General features: G+C 45.5%; 11 protein-coding genes. 3 read left to right on the top strand and 8 right to left on the bottom strand.

Annotation, left to right across the window (positions count from 1 at the left end):
* Positions 1 to 91: 91 nt before the first annotated feature.
* Entirely contained in the window at positions 92 to 1,561 is a 1,470-nt protein-coding gene (locus APB76_RS02280; RefSeq protein ID WP_049846816.1) for a coniferyl aldehyde dehydrogenase, read from the top strand.
* 38 nt (positions 1,562 to 1,599) lie between these two features.
* Positions 1,600 to 3,234, top strand: coding sequence for a GMC family oxidoreductase (locus tag APB76_RS02275; RefSeq protein WP_054961396.1), 1,635 nt, complete (start codon positions 1,600 to 1,602; stop codon positions 3,232 to 3,234).
* Between the two features lie 57 nt (positions 3,235 to 3,291).
* Here the strand turns inward: APB76_RS02275 and APB76_RS02270 are convergent, their stop codons facing one another.
* From APB76_RS02270 to APB76_RS02245, 6 genes are all read right to left on the bottom strand, one after another.
* Positions 3,292 to 4,281 (bottom strand): alpha-L-glutamate ligase-like protein, encoded by a 990-nt coding sequence (locus APB76_RS02270; protein WP_049846818.1) that lies wholly within the window; start codon positions 4,279 to 4,281, stop codon positions 3,292 to 3,294.
* Between the two features lie 2 nt (positions 4,282 to 4,283).
* On the bottom strand, positions 4,284 to 5,789 hold the full coding sequence (locus APB76_RS02265; RefSeq protein ID WP_049846819.1) for an inactive transglutaminase family protein: 1,506 nt from the start codon (positions 5,787 to 5,789) through the stop codon (positions 4,284 to 4,286).
* A gap of 17 nt (positions 5,790 to 5,806) precedes the next feature.
* On the bottom strand, positions 5,807 to 6,550 hold the full coding sequence (locus APB76_RS02260; RefSeq protein ID WP_049846820.1) for an ATP-dependent zinc protease family protein: 744 nt from the start codon (positions 6,548 to 6,550) through the stop codon (positions 5,807 to 5,809).
* A 249-nt stretch (positions 6,551 to 6,799) separates the two neighbouring features.
* On the bottom strand, positions 6,800 to 7,771 hold the full coding sequence (cmoB, locus tag APB76_RS02255) for a tRNA 5-methoxyuridine(34)/uridine 5-oxyacetic acid(34) synthase CmoB (protein WP_049846821.1): 972 nt from the start codon (positions 7,769 to 7,771) through the stop codon (positions 6,800 to 6,802).
* A gap of 113 nt (positions 7,772 to 7,884) precedes the next feature.
* Positions 7,885 to 8,622 carry a carboxy-S-adenosyl-L-methionine synthase CmoA gene (gene cmoA / locus APB76_RS02250; RefSeq protein ID WP_054961397.1) on the bottom strand — a complete coding sequence of 246 codons (738 nt, stop codon included), beginning with the start codon at positions 8,620 to 8,622 and terminating at the stop codon, positions 7,885 to 7,887.
* 112 nt (positions 8,623 to 8,734) lie between these two features.
* Positions 8,735 to 9,601, bottom strand: a complete 867-nt coding sequence (locus APB76_RS02245) for a DUF72 domain-containing protein (protein WP_054961398.1) — start codon at positions 9,599 to 9,601, stop codon at positions 8,735 to 8,737.
* Between the two features lie 274 nt (positions 9,602 to 9,875).
* On the opposite strand from APB76_RS02245, the gene aspS reads away from it, so the two are divergent.
* Entirely contained in the window at positions 9,876 to 11,654 is a 1,779-nt protein-coding gene (gene aspS / locus APB76_RS02240; RefSeq protein ID WP_054961399.1) for an aspartate--tRNA ligase, read from the top strand.
* Between the two features lie 71 nt (positions 11,655 to 11,725).
* Here aspS and pulA read toward each other — a convergent pair whose 3' ends face one another.
* Together pulA and APB76_RS02230 are read right to left on the bottom strand one after the other, a co-directional pair.
* Positions 11,726 to 16,093: a pullulanase-type alpha-1,6-glucosidase gene (gene pulA, locus APB76_RS02235; RefSeq protein WP_237767874.1), complete on the bottom strand. Its 4,368-nt coding sequence runs from the start codon at positions 16,091 to 16,093 to the stop codon at positions 11,726 to 11,728.
* Between the two features lie 319 nt (positions 16,094 to 16,412).
* On the bottom strand, positions 16,413 to 17,105 hold the full coding sequence (locus tag APB76_RS02230; protein WP_054961400.1) for a pseudouridine synthase: 693 nt from the start codon (positions 17,103 to 17,105) through the stop codon (positions 16,413 to 16,415).
* Position 17,106 lies beyond the last annotated feature (1 nt).

The following is a 17,106-nucleotide window of genomic DNA, read 5'->3' as shown; positions in this document are numbered from 1 at the left end:
CCGAATTTCACCGATTTATGTCTTTCTACCACCTGTGTTAGATGTTAATGAGATGTTGTAATAAGGCATTGCTATAAGTGAGGCACCAAAAATGAACGTGATGGCAACCCGTTTAGCTGGGCAACATAAACCAGACTCTGGACAAACGGATGATGAATTAATGCAATGGTTCTGTGAACTCCAGTCAGCTTACCAAAATGAACCCTCACCAAGTCTAGCGCTCAGGAAGCAGCGATTAAAAGCGCTCAAGAAGCAGCTTTCGCGTTACCAAGATGTGTTAGCCGATGCGATGAGTCAAGACTTTGGTGGGCGTAGCCATACTGAGTCTATTATGGCCGACGTACTCGCACCTATACTAGATATCAATCACGTGTTAAGTCACATTGGAAGTTGGATGAAGCCAAGCCGCCGTCCTACGGAGTGGCTTTTCAAAGGTAATAAGCTAGAGGTTCGATATCAGCCAAAGGGGGTGGTTGGGATCATCTGTCCATGGAACTTTCCGATCTATTTGTCTGTCGGTCCTCTTATCACTGCATTAGCTGCAGGCAATCGCTGCATGATTAAAATGCCACCAAATTGCCCCCAGACGACTATAGTGCTGACGGCTTTGTTAGGGGAAGTATTCGCAACTGATTTGGTGCGTGTTGTGGAAGGGAATCATGTTCAGGCGATGGGTATTTCCCATCTCCCTTTTAATCACCTTATTTTTACCGGTTCACCAAACAGCGGAAAAACCATTATGGCTAATGCCGCAGCTCATCTAACACCAGTGACATTGGAGCTAGGAGGCAAGTCTCCAGTGATTGTGTTTGATGATTATGATGTTGAGCGCGCAGCTCGGCGTATTGCCCATGGCAAAGGGTTTAACTCAGGACAGATTTGTATTGCGCCTGATTACGTGTTTGTACCGCAAAGCAATGTCGATCAGTTTGTAGCGGCAGTGTCTCATGCCCACAAAGAAATGTATGGGCAACTAGAGAGTAACCCGGACTATACGGCATTGGTCGATGAAGCTCAAAACCAACGTTTTCATGACTTGTTAGATGATGCTCGACAAAAAGGTGCGATCATCACCAAGTGTCTCGAGGATGGGGAAGGGCGTAAGACACCTCTGTATATTGCAACTAACTTACAACCAGATATGCGTATTTGCCAAGAAGAGATCTTTGGACCGCTTCTTCCAGTGCATGGCTATCAAGACTTGGATCAAGTCATTGATTACATCACTGAGCGTCCAAGACCTTTGGCTTGCTATCTATTTAGTGATGACAAATCGCAACGTGAAAAATTTCTAGCAAATACTCATAGTGGTGGTGTCACCATCAATGACTGGGGCTGGCATGTACTTAATCATTCCGTACCTTTTGGTGGGATAGGTCATTCGGGTATTGGCAACTACCACGGTGAAGAAGGGTTTCGCGAACTCAGTCATGCACGCAGTGTTTTTTACATGCGTAAGTGGTTTCCTATTGAACTATTCACACCGCCATATGGTAATCCAATTCAAAAACTGGCTGTGCGGTTATTTGTTGGTAAGCCAGACCCAAGCTTAAGAAAGTAGAACAGGGTGTGAATTTCGTGAGTTGATTGGAGAAAGCGATGGACAGCTATGATTTTATTATTGTCGGTGGTGGTTCAGCGGGCTGCGTATTAGCTGCTCGACTGACAGAAGATCCTGCAGTTAGTGTCTGCTTGCTTGAGGCTGGTGGCAAAGATACTAGCCCGCTTATTCATACTCCAGTTGGCGCAGTAGCAATGCTACCGACAAAATACAATAACTGGGGGTTCGAAACGGTTCCTCAAGCTGGTTTGAATGGAAGAAAGGGCTACCAGCCACGCGGAAAAACCTTAGGTGGTTCAAGCTCAATCAACGCCATGATGTATGCGCGTGGGCACCGCTATGATTATGATTTGTGGGCGAGTTTAGGCAATGAAGGCTGGGGGTTTGATGACTGTTTGCCCTATTTCAAAAAGTCTGAAAATAACGAAATTTATCATGATGAATATCATGGTCAAGGCGGGCCGCTCAACGTCGCCAACCTCCGCTCACCTAGTGAGATGTTAGAGAAATACCTTCAGGCTTGTGAATCTATCGGCATTCCAAGAAATGAAGATATAAATGGTGCTGAACAGTTGGGGGCAATGGCAACCCAAGTGACGCAACATAATGGTGAGCGATGCAGTGCAGCGAAAGCCTACCTGACTCCTAACTTGTCCCGCCCGAATCTTACTGTAATCACCAAAGCGACAACACATAAGGTCCTGTTTCGTGATAAACGCGCTATTGGTGTGGAATATGGTCTGTCTGGTAAGCGAATCCAGATTAAGTGCAGAAAAGAGGTGATCTTATCGGCAGGAGCTTTTGGGTCACCACAGATCTTGCTTCTTTCTGGTGTTGGACCTAAAAAAGATCTGGATAAACACGGTATCTATCAGGTTCATCAGCTTGCTGGTGTAGGTGAGAACTTACAAGATCACATTGATCTGATTCACTCCTATAAATGCAGCGCCAAAAGGTCGACTTTTGGTATTTCACTGCAAATGGCAGCAGACATAAGTAAAGCGCTTCCTGAGTGGCGAAAATACCGAAGTGGAAAGCTAACCAGTAACTATGCCGAAGGGATTGGTTTTTTTTGCTCGGCTGAAGATGTGCAAGTGCCCGATCTGGAGTTTGTCTTTGTTGTTGCCGTTGTAGATGATCATGCGCGGAAAATTCATACAAGTCATGGCTTTAGTTGTCATGTCACCTTACTACGACCTAAAAGTAGGGGAACTGTAAAACTAAAAAGTACAGATCCTTATGATCCGCCAAGCATTGACCCTGCTTTCTTTAGTCACCCTGACGATATGTACGTGATGATAAAAGCGTGGAAAAAGCAGTATAAAATGCTAGAAAGTAAAGCGTTTGATGATGTTCGTAGAGAGAGCTTTTACCCATTAGATGTAATTGATGACAATAGTATTGAGCAAGATATTCGTAATCGTGCTGACACCCAATATCATCCGGTAGGAACTTGCAAAATGGGGATAGAGCAAGACCCATTGGCGGTTGTAGACAATAATCTTTCTGTTTATGGCTTAGAGAGTCTAAGAGTGGTAGACGCCTCAATTATGCCAACGTTGATAGGCGGAAATACCAACGCACCAACGATAATGATTGCCGAAAAAGTGGCTGATAAGATCAAGTCGAAATATGGTTTGTGTACCAATCACACAAACCTCAGTTCAGCTTGATTGTTTGGCTCGAAACATTAAAAAACCCGCATATCGCGGGTTTTCGTCATTTAAGCCTTAGCTTGTCACTTCTTTGGCGAATATACCAAACTGCCTTGCCGCATAAGCGACGCGTTCGGCAGGTTTTGGATACTCGATGCCTAGCCCCAGATTTTCTATGTGGTGGAGCCTAGGTAAAAGGCCAGCACCATTAGCAATTTGAATCGCTAATCCTGGGCGAGCATTAAGCTCAAGTACCATAGGGCCTTCTTCCTTATCTAACACCATATCAGTGCCCATATAGCCAAGTCCGGTCATTTCCCAAGCGCTAGAAGCTAAGGTTAATAATCGTTCCCAGTGTGGAACCTGTAGAGTGGATAGCTCTTTACCGGTGTCAGGGTGGTGAGTGATCGGCTGGTCAAATTGCACGGCTCTTACCGCGCGACCTGTAGCGATATCAATGCCAACACCCACTGCGCCTTGGTGCAAGTTGGCTTTGCCATCTGAGGCTGAAGTTGAGCAACGCATCATTGCCATTACAGGGTAGCCTTTGAAGACGATAATACGCACGTCAGGAACACCTTCGTAGCTAAAGCCATCAAAGCAGCTATCGAACTTAATCAAATTCTCAACAACAGCAACGTCGTTCTTACCACCAAGTGAGAAGAGCCCAGCTAGCGCATTACTGATATGACGTTCAACATCTTCTTGGTTGATCGTCGCACCAGAAGGCTTGGTATAGATGCCATCTTTGTGAGATGTGATAACTAAGATACCTTTACCACCACTACCTTGAGCAGGCTTAATGACGAAACCAGGCCAGTCCTTCACCATTTTATGAATGGTTTTTACTTCAACTTGGCTACTAATAACGCCAATAAGTTCAGGTGTTGTTGCGCCATGCTGTTGGGCAATAATCTTTGTTTTAAGCTTGTCATCCACCAACGGGTATTTTGAGCGGTCATTATAGCGCCCAATATAGCTATGGTTACGTTGGTTCATCCCCATAATACCTTTATGGTGAAGCTTACCGGGAGAGGTAAATTGCGAGGTAAAACGTGAAAGCATGTTTAGTCCTCCGCAAGTGGTTTGAAGCGACGAAGTTCTGTTAAGCGGTAACCTGTGTAAGTACCTAGCAGTAGAATACCACCCAAGACAATTAGCTGCAGACCAATAAAGTTAAACGTTAGGTGCTGAATGAACGGGTTAGTCATTGCTAAGTAAACTAGTACAGCGGTTAGTAGCGAACCGCCACCTTGCAAAACAACCTCTTTAGCACCTTCTTCTTCCCATAGAATCGACATACGTTCTATGGTCCACGACAGGATGATCATTGGGAAGAAGGTAATCGAAAGACCTTCAGTTAAACCAATCTTGAATGCGACAACAGTAAACACAGAAATGATCATGATAACTGTGATGATGACCGCAGAGATCCTCGCTACGAGTAACAAGTTAAGCTTGGAGAGATAACTTCGTATCACCAGGCCTGTGCCGACAATCAATAAGAAACCAACGATACCTGTGACTAGCTGTGTTTGTACAAAGGCAACTGCGATAAGCACAGGCATAAAGGTACCGGAAGTCTTGAGGCCAATAATAACGCGTAAGAATACGACGATAAGTGCACCAATCGGAATAAGCATAATGGTTTTAAACATTGCTTGTTCTTCAAGTGGCAGGCTATGGATTGAGAAGTTTAATAGCCCGTCAGCTTCGACTTTATCTTGAGTTGCTTGTGATGGCGTCACATCTTGCGCAATCATTGAGAAGTGAACTTGGCTGTTTTGACCGCCAATCAAATCCAATAACGAAACATTTGATTCATCCCAAACGAGGATGTTCTCTTTGATGACTTGGTTGGCATTATTTGGATTAAACAAGATCCAGTTTTTACCGTCCCAAACATGATTCATCTGCTGAATAGTTTGACGGCGGCGACCGTCTTCAAGTTCGATAACCCCAACTACTTTGCTTGGAATCTTCGCGTAAGCGAGGATCTTATCGACAGCGTCAACTTTCGTCATGCGGTTGAGAATCAATGATGAGTTTTGGCTATCAGAATCATTGAGTGATTTTATTAGCTCTCTTGTGAAAGTAATGTCATCAGCAGAACGCTCGTTAGCACGTTCAATGAGTGCAACTGCAGCCGCTTCGACAGGCCCATCGAATGTAGGGGAAGTTATCTCCTCGCTTGGCTCTATTGGCTCGACATTTGCCTGCGGGTCAACAAGAAATTGAGTTTTGTAGTAAATAGTTTGTGGGCCGGTTGCACTGCGGATAGACCACTCAGCCCTGCGCCCAGTATCGGTTTGAATGTATGAGATACCGTAGCCAGGAGAAGAAGAGGATTCGTTAATTAAAGTAAATCCAGTCTGAGTATGGGGTGCTGCCAAAGAGGCTTTAACAGGCTTACCTTGGCCATTAAATTCAATTCGCGCTTCGATATCCCAAACCTGTCGAGCCTCACCTGGCGTCCATGGAACACCATAGTTTTGGTGACGAAAGATACTTAAAGCGATACCAGCTACGATAATCAATACAACTGATATGTAAAAGGGGATTTTAGACGTCATAAGCTTACGCTACCTTATTATTTCTGGGGAACTTCCGTGTGTATGTATTTCTTACTTACATCAACCACTGCGATATCACGGATAAACTCGCGACCTAAGAGTACAGGATGACTCATTTGCGATCGATCTGCCAAGGTAAATTGCGCTTTTTCATGGATTTTTCCGAGTTTGACCCACAATTCTACAACAGCGCGTCTTTCTACTTCTTCGTTGGTCGATTGGCGGATTTTTACAAAGCGTATGATAGGGGCTTCAATCCAGCTTGAATCGTTAGGTTCGGTGTCACTGCTGGATAGATGAAAACGTACCCAGTTTTTCCCATTGCGCTCAAATTGCTCGACATCTATTGCATTGAGTGAAGAGGTCGCCGCTCCGGTATCTACACGAGCATCAAAGGATTGTTTTATTGAATCTATGGTGACTTTTTCGACTTCACCAAGCACGATTTCATGGCTTGGAGTCGGTTCAGTCTGAGTTGAAGCTGGAATGACAATAGGTTCGGGCTTTTTACGCACGGCTTCTAATGTTTCTGCTTTAAAAGCCAATAGTTGTTGTTCTAATTCATGAACTTGCTCTTCGAGACTTTCAACATAGTCGGACTGATTATTTAACTGTAAGTTTAGGTTTGTGTACTGGTTGGTGAGATTTGCCTCTGAGGCTTTGATTGCGGCTAATGTTTCTTGGTGGTATTGCTCGCTATTCGTAAGAGTGCAGCCAGACAGCAACATCATTACTACGATAGGGGTAAATCTTGTCAACATTGATAAACCTAAAAGTAATTAAAACAATAGATAAATAAGTAGTTTAGCGTACTCATTTTGCTATAAACAAGCAGTTGTTCATTCTCTGTCATCAAATAGTGATTGATGAACAAATACGTATAAAAAACCAAGGATGTTGGGCATCCTTGGTATTGTATGAGGGATTGTGTCAAAGAGAAACGATTTCTCGTTTGAGATGAGTTAACTCTCTGTCAATTCGCGACTGCTTTATGGTTTCGTTGCAACTCTTTATGGTTTCGTTGCAACTAAGACGGCACGACGAGGTGCAGGGTGACCTTCAACGGTTTTATTTGGGTCATTCGGGTCTAGATAGTCGGGCAGAGAGTTGTGCGTCATCCAATCTGTTGTTCTTTGTTCATCTGTCGTAGTGATGTTCTCATCGACAATGCGAACATTTTCAAAGCCAACATTTTCTAACCATACTTTGAGTGCTTTCGCGGATGGGAAGAAGTAGACGTTACGCATTTGGGCATAACGGTCTACAGGTACAAGTACCGAGGTTTCATCACCTTCAATGACCAGTGTCTCTAGTACTAGTTCGCCACCTGAGACCAACTGGTTTTTAAGTTGGATAAGGTGGTCAAGTGGTGAGCAGCGGTGGTACAGCACGCCCATGCTAAATACAGTATCGAAGGCTTCAAGCTTCGGTAGTTGTTCAATACCAAGTGGGAGTAAGTGTGCGCGTTGATCACCACCCATTAACTTTCTAATCGCTTCAAATTGGATCAAGAATAGATGTGAAGGATCAATACCTACGGTAAGTCGAGCACCTTCACCAAGCATGCGCCACATGTGATAGCCATTGCCACAACCGACATCCAGTACGCTGCGGTTCTTTAGCGGTGAGATATGTGGTAATACGCGATCCCACTTCCAATCGCTTCGCCACTCGGTATCAATATGAATACCATGCACAGTGTACGGTCCCTTTCGCCAAGGGTGGAAGGTACGCAGTAGGCTTTCGAGTTTTTTTAGTTCACCACTATGAAAAGGTGTATCGTTAGCAAGCAAAACTGCATTTTTTATGTCAATTTGGTCAGGGTGACCTTCCGGGATTTTGTTAAGCGCCTTAAGCCAGCGACCAAAATCACCATGTTCTGCATTTTGCCAATCGGTTAGCTGTTGAGGCAATACATTGAGCCAAGGCTGAAGGCGTGTGTCTGTGGCAATTAGCTGATAAAAATTGGCAAAGTTAAACATAGTTTTTCACTGATAATAAATTAATAATTTGACACGAGATAAGCGCTAACCAACACTTCTCTCGCTTCTCGCTTCTCGCTTCTCGCTTCTCGCTTCTCGCTTCTCGCTTCTCGCTATTTTATCGCAAACATAGAACCAAAGTTAAAGCACTGGAACCAGACATCGTAGCTACTAAAGCCAATCTTGGCGAAACGTTCCTTGTGTTCTTTTTTCGAGTCTGGGCGCATGACATTTTCAATCGCACTGCGTTTTTGGCTAATCTCAAGTTCGCTGTAGCCATTGGCACGTTTAAAGTCATGGTGTAAATCGATCAGTAGCTCGTTAGAGGCTTGGTCTTCAAAGACAAACTTTTCTGACACAATCAAAATCCCTCCAGGGCGAAGGCCTGCGTAGATTTTTTTTAGCAAAGTATAGCGATCTTCTGGTGATAGAAATTGCAGCGTAAAGTTCAGCACTACAACCGAAGCGTTGTCGATCTCGATGTCACGAATATCCGCTTCAACGACATCGACAGATGTGTCACTGCGGTAAGCGTTTACGTGCAGTTTGCAGCGCTCTACCATGGCTGACGAGTTATCCACGGCGATAATCTGACAGCCTTCCTGATTAATGTGACGTCGCATTGAAAGCGTTGCCGCACCGAGAGAACAGCCTAAGTCATAAATCTTTGAATGTGGCTTTACAAAGCGTTCAGCCAACATGCCGATAGCAGAAATAATGTTGCTGTAACCGGGTACTGAGCGTTGGATCATGTCAGGAAAGACTTCCGCAACACGTTCATCAAAGGTGAAATCCCCAATTTTATCGATTGGAGCCGAAAAAATAGTATCTGGATTGCTCTTAGGGTTCATAACTTAGTTCTCTTCAGCACGAAACAACGTTTATCTCGCGCGCTACAGCGATTAAAAAGGCGCGTATTTTAAGAGAAATTCACGTCTATGTCATGCTTTGAAGTAATTGGTTCTAAAACATCTGTATCTGTGTGTTGCCATCTGATGTAGGAAAGGCATTTAAGTCTGGTAACTTAACGTTTAATTGCAACTGCTTATAGAGGTTTGCAGCTAATTCAGGGGCAACGATATTGTCTGCAGTATGAATCATCACATAGGGCTGCTTGCCCTGTTCAATCCACTGGGGAAGCTTGGTTAGCCAAGGGGTAAAGAAATCGTAGTTTTTTTCTTCCTGAGGATGACCGATAAAACGAACCATAGGATGACTGGCAGTAGCAATCGCATGAACGGGTACTTTAGGTTTCTTTTGTTGAGCATCAATAATGGCTTCGTTGTCTGGCTTCGCGGCAAATACAGGGCGGCTGTCCATTATAATGCGATCGTACCCCTTCTCTACAAGCCAAGAGTTGAGCTTTCGCTCTACATCGTCCTTGGCAAAAAAAGCCGGATGGCGAACTTCGACTCCGATAGGGTAATTAGGTGGAAACAGGGCACAAAACTGTTTCAAGCGCTCTAAGTGGTCTGGTCCAAATGCGGCGGGCAACTGTATTGTCCACTGGCCGATGCGCTCGTGCAAAGGCTCCATTATCGTCATGAAGCTTTTTAACTCGGCCTGACAACCGCGTAACATTTGCTGGTGGGTGATGCTTTGCGGCAATTTGAAAGTAAAACGAAAATCATCATGTGTTGCCGCTCGCCAATTGTTGACGGTGACACTGTTTGGCGTAGCGTAAAAGGTCGTGTTTCCTTCAACGGTATGAAAGACACTGGCGTATTTTTCCAATCTTTCATTGGGCTTGGTGCCAGTGCCATAAAAGCTCTGCTGCCAATTGTTGTGTGACCACATGGTCAGTCCTAGTCTGATGGGTAAAGCATCCATATTCGCAGTTACATTGTCTTGTTTTCGTCGCTTGAACGAGAGTTTTGCCGAACTGCCCAGATTAGGGCTATAATCAGCGCCAATTTTTCATATTGCTGCTGTTTTACGCCTTTGTTGGTTTAAAAAGCATCAATAGATAATAAATCGCAATAAATTGTACGCTGGGTAGTCGATCTCGACACACTTTCAGCGTATAAATGGAACTTTGCTCTATCGGTAAACTTAACACCGATAGATAGTAATCAACAAATTTTAAGAGATTGGGAAATTCATTATGCGTACCCATTACTGTGGTCACCTGAACAAGTCCCTTGCAGGACAAACTGTAGAACTTTGCGGCTGGGTTAACCGCCGCCGTGATTTAGGCGGTCTTATTTTTATTGATATGCGAGATCGTGAAGGCGTTGTTCAGGTAGTTGTCGATCCAGATATGGCTGATGCGTACAAAGTGGCTAACACGCTGCGTAATGAATTCTGTATCAAGTTGACGGGTGAAGTTCGCGTTCGTCCCGATAGTCAAGTAAACAAAGATATGGCAACGGGTGAAGTTGAGATCATCGCTAAAGGCCTTGAGATCATCAACCGTGCAGACGTTCTGCCTCTAGACTTCAACCAGAAGAATACAGAAGAGCAGCGCCTAAAATACCGTTACTTAGATCTACGTCGTCCTGAAATGAGCGATCGCATTAAGCTTCGCGCTAAAGCATCTAGCTTTGTTCGTCGTTTCCTAGATGACAACGGCTTCCTAGACATCGAAACACCAGTACTAACAAAAGCAACGCCAGAAGGTGCACGTGACTATCTAGTACCAAGCCGCGTTCACAAAGGCAGCTTCTACGCACTTCCTCAGTCTCCACAGCTATTCAAACAGCTGCTAATGATGTCTGGTTTTGACCGTTATTACCAAATCGTTAAGTGTTTCCGTGACGAAGACTTACGAGCTGACCGTCAGCCAGAATTCACTCAGATCGATATCGAAACGTCTTTCATGACAGCTGACGAAGTTCGTGCAACCACTGAGAAAATGGTCCGTGACATGTGGCAAGAGCTACTAAACGTAGACCTAGGTGAATTCCCTGTGATGCCATTCTCTGAAGCGATTCGCCGTTTCGGCTCTGACAAACCAGACCTACGTAACCCACTAGAGTTAGTTGACGTTGCTGATCTAGTAAAAGACGTTGAGTTCAAAGTGTTCTCTGGTCCGGCAAACGACGAAAAAGGCCGCGTTGCAGTGATCCGCGTTCCAGGTGGTGCGTCTCTAACTCGTAAACAAATTGACGGCTACGGAGAGTTCGTAGGTATCTACGGCGCGAAAGGCCTAGCATGGATGAAGGTTAATGACCGTGCAGCCGGTGCTGAAGGTGTTCAATCTCCAGTGGCTAAGTTCCTTAACGAAGATGTGATCAATGGAATTCTCGACCGCACTCAGGCTGAGTCTGGTGATATTATTCTTTTCGGTGCAGACAAATCACACACTGTTGCAGAAGCAATGGGCGCGCTGCGTCTGAAGTTAGGTAAAGACTTAGAGCTAACAGATGAGTCTGCATGGGCACCGCTATGGGTTGTTGACTTCCCGATGTTCGAAGAAGATGACGAAGGTAACCTACATGCAATGCACCACCCATTCACATCGCCTTTAGGTGTGACAGCAGAAGAGCTAAAATCGAATCCTGCAGCTGCGAACTCAAACGCATACGACATGGTTCTAAACGGTTACGAAGTTGGTGGTGGTTCAGTACGTATCCACAATGCTGAAATGCAGGCGGCTGTATTCGATATTCTAGGTATCGAAGCAGAAGAGCAGCAGCTCAAGTTTGGCTTCCTACTCGAAGCATTGAAGTTCGGTACGCCACCGCACGCAGGTTTAGCATTCGGTCTTGACCGCCTAGTTATGCTGCTATGTGGTACAGAGAATATCCGTGATGTTATTGCATTCCCTAAAACAACAGCCGCGTCGTGCTTACTTACCGATGCACCAAGCCTGGCTAACCCAGCAGCACTTGAAGAGCTAGCGATCGCAGTGAAAGCCGCTGAGAAGAAAGAAGAACAGTAAGTCTCTCTTTCCGTTGATAATAAAAAGCCGCTTCATACCAATGAAGCGGCTTTTTTACGTCTGTAGATTCTCTACAGAGTACTAATGGTAAGAGCTTTGGTTAAGACGTTAAACTGTACTTGGAAAGCTCCATCACTGTCAGGAGTGAAGCTGATGTTTCCTGAGTTACTGCCAAATGGCAGAGAATTTTCTCCTGCAATAACTGCGTCAAAACCATGCTCGCATTGTCCCCAATCTCCACAGGTGAATTTGAAGTCGTAACTTGTACCACTTGTTAGCGTTGAGGTGGTAAACGTAGCCAGACTACTTGTTGTTAGGTCCATCTTGCGAGCGACAGTATGATCCCAACCACCGGATAGAGCGCCTGGAATGAACCACTCTTTGCCTTCATAGCTTTCGACAAGCTGTGCCTCAATGACGTTTGGAGATACGGTGTTAGTGGCATCAAGCTTGAATTGGTACATCCCCAATTCTTGATAGTTTGAAGGGCAATTGCCACCACCACAACTGTACTGCTCATCCCAAGAACCCATGGTGAACTTGTAACCGGTATCGCTATCTAGCCCAAGTGTCACACCATAGATACCTTCGCCTAGGTAAGGAACTTCAATTGTTGCTGGGTCCCAAACTGAGAGAGGAAATCCTCCAGCGATGTACACTTTACGTGCGCCAAATGGTGGCAGATCACCTTGCTTTTCTGAAACAGGCAGGCCAAGCCCTCGTTCAACTGCGCGAGCTTGTTCGAACACAGCCACTGACCAAGCAGGTACTTCAAATGTTTGTTTACTAGCGTTGAAGTAAGCACCATTAGACATGTTGCCTTGACTATGTGTATCACTAAGTTCAAAGCCGCTAAGCTCAATACGATTACCCAAATGGTCATTGAAATGACCGAATGACTGATGGTTCGGTGTTGCATTAATCATAACTACCAAGGCATCGAGGTTAGGATCCATGTCTGAACTTTGCGTGATACCGTTATCCACCGTCATGACGATTAGACCTGGTGTTTGTGCGCTGCCAGTATTGCGGAAATCGACGCGACTAATGATTTCGTCACCACTTGGCAATGTGAATAGTTTGCTTGATTGACGTAGTTGAAGCAGCTCCTTGTAGTTGGCGAACATCGCATCAATATCAGACGGAGTAGGGTGTGTGTTCGCGTCTGCAATGGCACGCTCAATTTGTTCGTAGTTAGCCAGATCCTTTTCTGCCGCGGGTAAGCCTTTATTCCAGTTGTTGTCTGAACGGTCAAAATCGACAAGATTGTACCAATCACCAAAATCGTAAGAGTCACGCTGCATTGATTTTGAACGAAGCAGTTCACCACCCATATGGTTGAACGGCATTGCTTGTCCTAGTAAAACAGTTGCGGTGCCAATGGTCTGCATTCTGACTCTTACATCAGTGCTTGCTGATTCTGCCACCTTATACATGTTGATATCCCAAAACGTCTGGTTATCGTGTTTAGAGACGTAGTTTTGGATCTCCCAAGGTTGGTCTGCATAGCCTGCCGCTTGACCGTTGTAGTCAACGTCTTGGCCTAACAGCGTTTGGTTACTAGAGTCGATAAGCTTGAACGTTTTTAAGTTGCCTGCCATACCTAGACGAATTAGGTCAGCTTGGTGCAGTGCTCGCGCAAGCTCAGTTTCGGCTTCATTACCGCTATAGTCCGTGAGTTCATTTGCTAGCACTGCGGCACCTGTCGCAAAGCCTTGCATACGACGGATGTCATCGCCAGACTCAAACGGGCTTCCTCCACGAGCGGCGTCGCGCAATCGGTCTGAAAATGATCCTATTCCAGTGCCACCTAAGTGCTTTTGAGTGGCTTGAATAAAGCGTTTGTCATCCGCGACTTCACCAAAGTTCCACCCTTCGCCGTAGAAGTAAACGTCAGGATTAATGTCGCGCGCGGCGGCCAGTGTTTGCTGGATCTGACTTAACGGGTGATGCCCCATAAGGTCCCAACGGAATGCATCGATTTTATAGTCACGAACCCATGTTTGGATAGAGTCATCGATAAGCTTGGCAAACATGGCATGTTCAGGTGCCGTGTTTTCGCAACAGGTCGAGGTTTCGACTACCCCCGTATCTGGAACGAGGCGGTGGTAATAAAGCGGCACAACTTTATCAAGTACAGATTTATCACTCTGATAGCCCGATGCATTAGTGTGGTTGTAAACAACATCAACAACCACGTTCATGCCAATATCTTGTTTCACGGCTTGAACCATTTCGCGGAATTCAACGATACGCTGAGTACCTTCCGCGTCCGTCGCGTATGAGCCTTCTGGAACCGTGTAATGGAATGGGTCATATCCCCAGTTGTAGCTGTCTACTGTACGTACATATTGGGTGAGATCTTGAACCAGTGGAGTCGATTTGTCATCTGAGGTTAAGATTTCAGAATAGACATCAGCGATGGATAGGCCGGTTTCACAGTAGCCACTAAAGTTTGCGTCACTGTTAACTTTTGGTACTAAGTTACATAGCTTGCTAAATGGCTCATCAATGTTCGCTACCTGATCAGGGTCTTCGTTTATGGTAGCAATATCAAATACAGGCATGAGGTGTAAGTGGGTCATGCCTGCTTGCTCAAGTTCTTTAAGGTGGTTAACTGGTACGCTGCCACTTTCAGTGAACGCAAGGTACTTCCCTTTGTTGACGGTTGACGCGTCATGAGCAGAAAAATCTCTTACATGTGACTCGTAAATTGTAAGGTTAGCCAAGTCACCGTTGTTTTCATTTTGTGAATGAGGTGCTTGGAGAGCGTCCCATCCCGATGGTTTTAACTCGCTTGCATCAAGATTGATCGCTTGGCTGTGAGTTGAGTTCATTGCCAAGCTTACTGAGTATGGATCCGTGACTTCATATTCAGCGGTAAGTTGCTCTCTAGGCTGAAATACCTTCATAGCATAGCGGTAGTATTTACCGTCGACTGCTTTTACCCGCTTGCGCACGCTCCAACTACCTGAATAGATATCTTCGGTCATTGGGTAGCGTTTGAGTTCAACTTTGTTCTGGTCATAAACCACTAACTCGACATTGTGGGCAGTTGGTGCCCAAAGTCGGAACGTCACTCGGTTATCATCATAAACAGCACCATACTCAAGTTCAGTTGCCTCTTGTGCGAACATGGCGTCGAGTGCACCAGCGTATTGAACGCCTGTTACCGCTCGAAGAGTCGAAGGCTTCTCAGCCCCGCTACTATTAGACGCAACTGCCACCAGGCTGGTTTTTACCAAACCATATAACGCGGCGGGTACCTCATAAGCAGGGTAGTCGGCAAGATGTGGGTAGCGGGTTTTTTGTTCACTGCTTAGCGATGTTGGAGTCAGCTTAATTGAAAGTGCACTTACAATTCCTTGCTCCGAAACTTGGTACTTACCTTGCTCAGAGAACATGAGTTGCACTTGATCGGCACCTTTGGCACCTTTCCACACAAGGGTACGCTCATCTAATAAGATAGCTCCCACCGTATCTACATTGAAGCCTAGGTCAAGGTTGTTGTATACAAAGGTTCGGCTTGCGTAGGCAGTGCTGTCTCCAGGAACAAAAGTCACCGAAGGGTGGCTATCCATGGCTGAAATATCGATAGCAAGGTCGGATCCGATGATTTTGTCTTTGTTTCCATTGCGGACAATCGCGTTGAAACACTGGCTAGGGTCGTCGGTTACGGGCACGTACCAAATTGGACCAAAATGATCAGCCGCATCTGGTGTTATCGAAGTATCGTCCCAACCGTTGTTGAATCCAGCAGGATCGCCTGCAGCGCAAGGCGTTCCATTGTTCCACAGGTGCAGGTTGTAGTTAGCGTAGCCGTTGAGACCTTGTCCCACCTCTTGATAATCGCCCATAGGATCATAGAGTTGAATGGCGAAGTGGCCTGCTGGTGGTGCAGCGAGCTCTCCCGGAGCATCAATTTGTGGAAGCTTAACATCTGTCCCTTGTTGATCGAGCCCCAGTGATGTTAACAAGGTTGCACGGCGGTTCTCATTAACCACTTCACCGTGTTCTGTGATGCCTTGAAATTTGGCTTGAGGATCAAGAGTCACCGAGATGACCTCGGAGCCCTTGTGGTTGACGGTACATGCGCCAGTTGTTTTTCGGGATTTAAGTAGCCAGTATGGGCCGTACTCATCCGAGCCACTTGCGCGATATTTTTTGTTGCCACATTCTAGTACCCAATCTCGCTTTTTTGTGCGATGCGAAAGGTGCGAGCTACTCTCTTCGGGAGCCATGATGTAGCTAATTAAGCGCCGTTTTTCCTTTACCTCCGGTTCTATTGGCATCTCACACCATGCTGGGATGTTGATTTGATCTGCAGATTGCTGAGGAGAGGTACAGTCGGTTTCTTGCTGGCAAGCCATGAGCAACGGTACTGTGAGTACCGGTAGCATTGCTTTGGTTAGTGTTGACAAGTTTAGTTGTTGTTTCACGATTCACGTCCATTGTTATAGTTAAGCGTAACGATTTTAGGGGGATCGTGAGCCAACAATGTGTGAGCGATTTAAGCTAAGTTATTTCTTAGTGCGAAAATTACCGTTTCGGGGCTCGCTGTCACAAATCGTGCAGTGATAGGCAACTGAATGCGTGATGTGGGATCGATTGTTTCAGCAAACTTACGCTTGGGGACGTAGAGAGGGAGGAGGATAAAACCTCAATCTCATCCCTAACGTAATGTGATGTGTATGCATAAAATGAGCAGCTTGTTTTGCTATACAAAAAAGCTAACTCAATGATAATTGGATTAAAGTCTTAGATCTGGATTTGTTTCCATTCTCCCGGTAACAGGTCACCTAGCTTTATATCCCCCATTGAGTAGCGAATCAAACGCAGGGTAGGAAAACCGATATTTGCCGTCATTCGGCGGACTTGTCGGTTGCGTCCTTCAATAATGGTAATCGCTAGCCATGTAGTAGGAATGTTGGCTCTAAAACGAACAGGCGGGTTGCGATCCCACACTTTTGGTTGCTCTATTACTTCTACTTTTGCAGGAAGTGTCATGCCGTCTTTTAACTCTACGCCCTTACGCAGTTTATCTAAATCAGATTTTGATGGTGCGCCATCAACTTGCACCCAATAGGTTTTTGGTGACTTAGATTGAGGCTGGGTGAGCTTAGCCTGCAAGATACCGTCATTGGTGAGTACCATTAAACCTTCACTGTCACGATCAAGTCTGCCAGCAGCATAGACGCCTTTAACAGGGATGAAGTCAGCCAAGGTTTTTCTACCTTCACCGTCTGTAAACTGGCTAAGAGTGTCGAAAGGCTTGTTGAATATAACCACCTTGCGATCCTCAGGTGCTATTCTTGGCTTATTGCTGGTCAGCTTCTGGCGATTTCGAGACGAATGTTTATTGCTCTTTTTTGCCGAAGAAGGGCGTTTAAAACCGGGATTACCGTGACGTGTTGAAGACGGTTTGGACTCACGTTGTGAGCGTGGTGACATG

This window comes from Vibrio bivalvicida (genome assembly GCF_001399455.2).
GTDB lineage: Bacteria > Pseudomonadota > Gammaproteobacteria > Enterobacterales > Vibrionaceae > Vibrio > Vibrio bivalvicida.
Note: the sequence above shows the minus strand (reverse complement) of the source record. Positions and strands in the feature narration are given on the sequence as shown.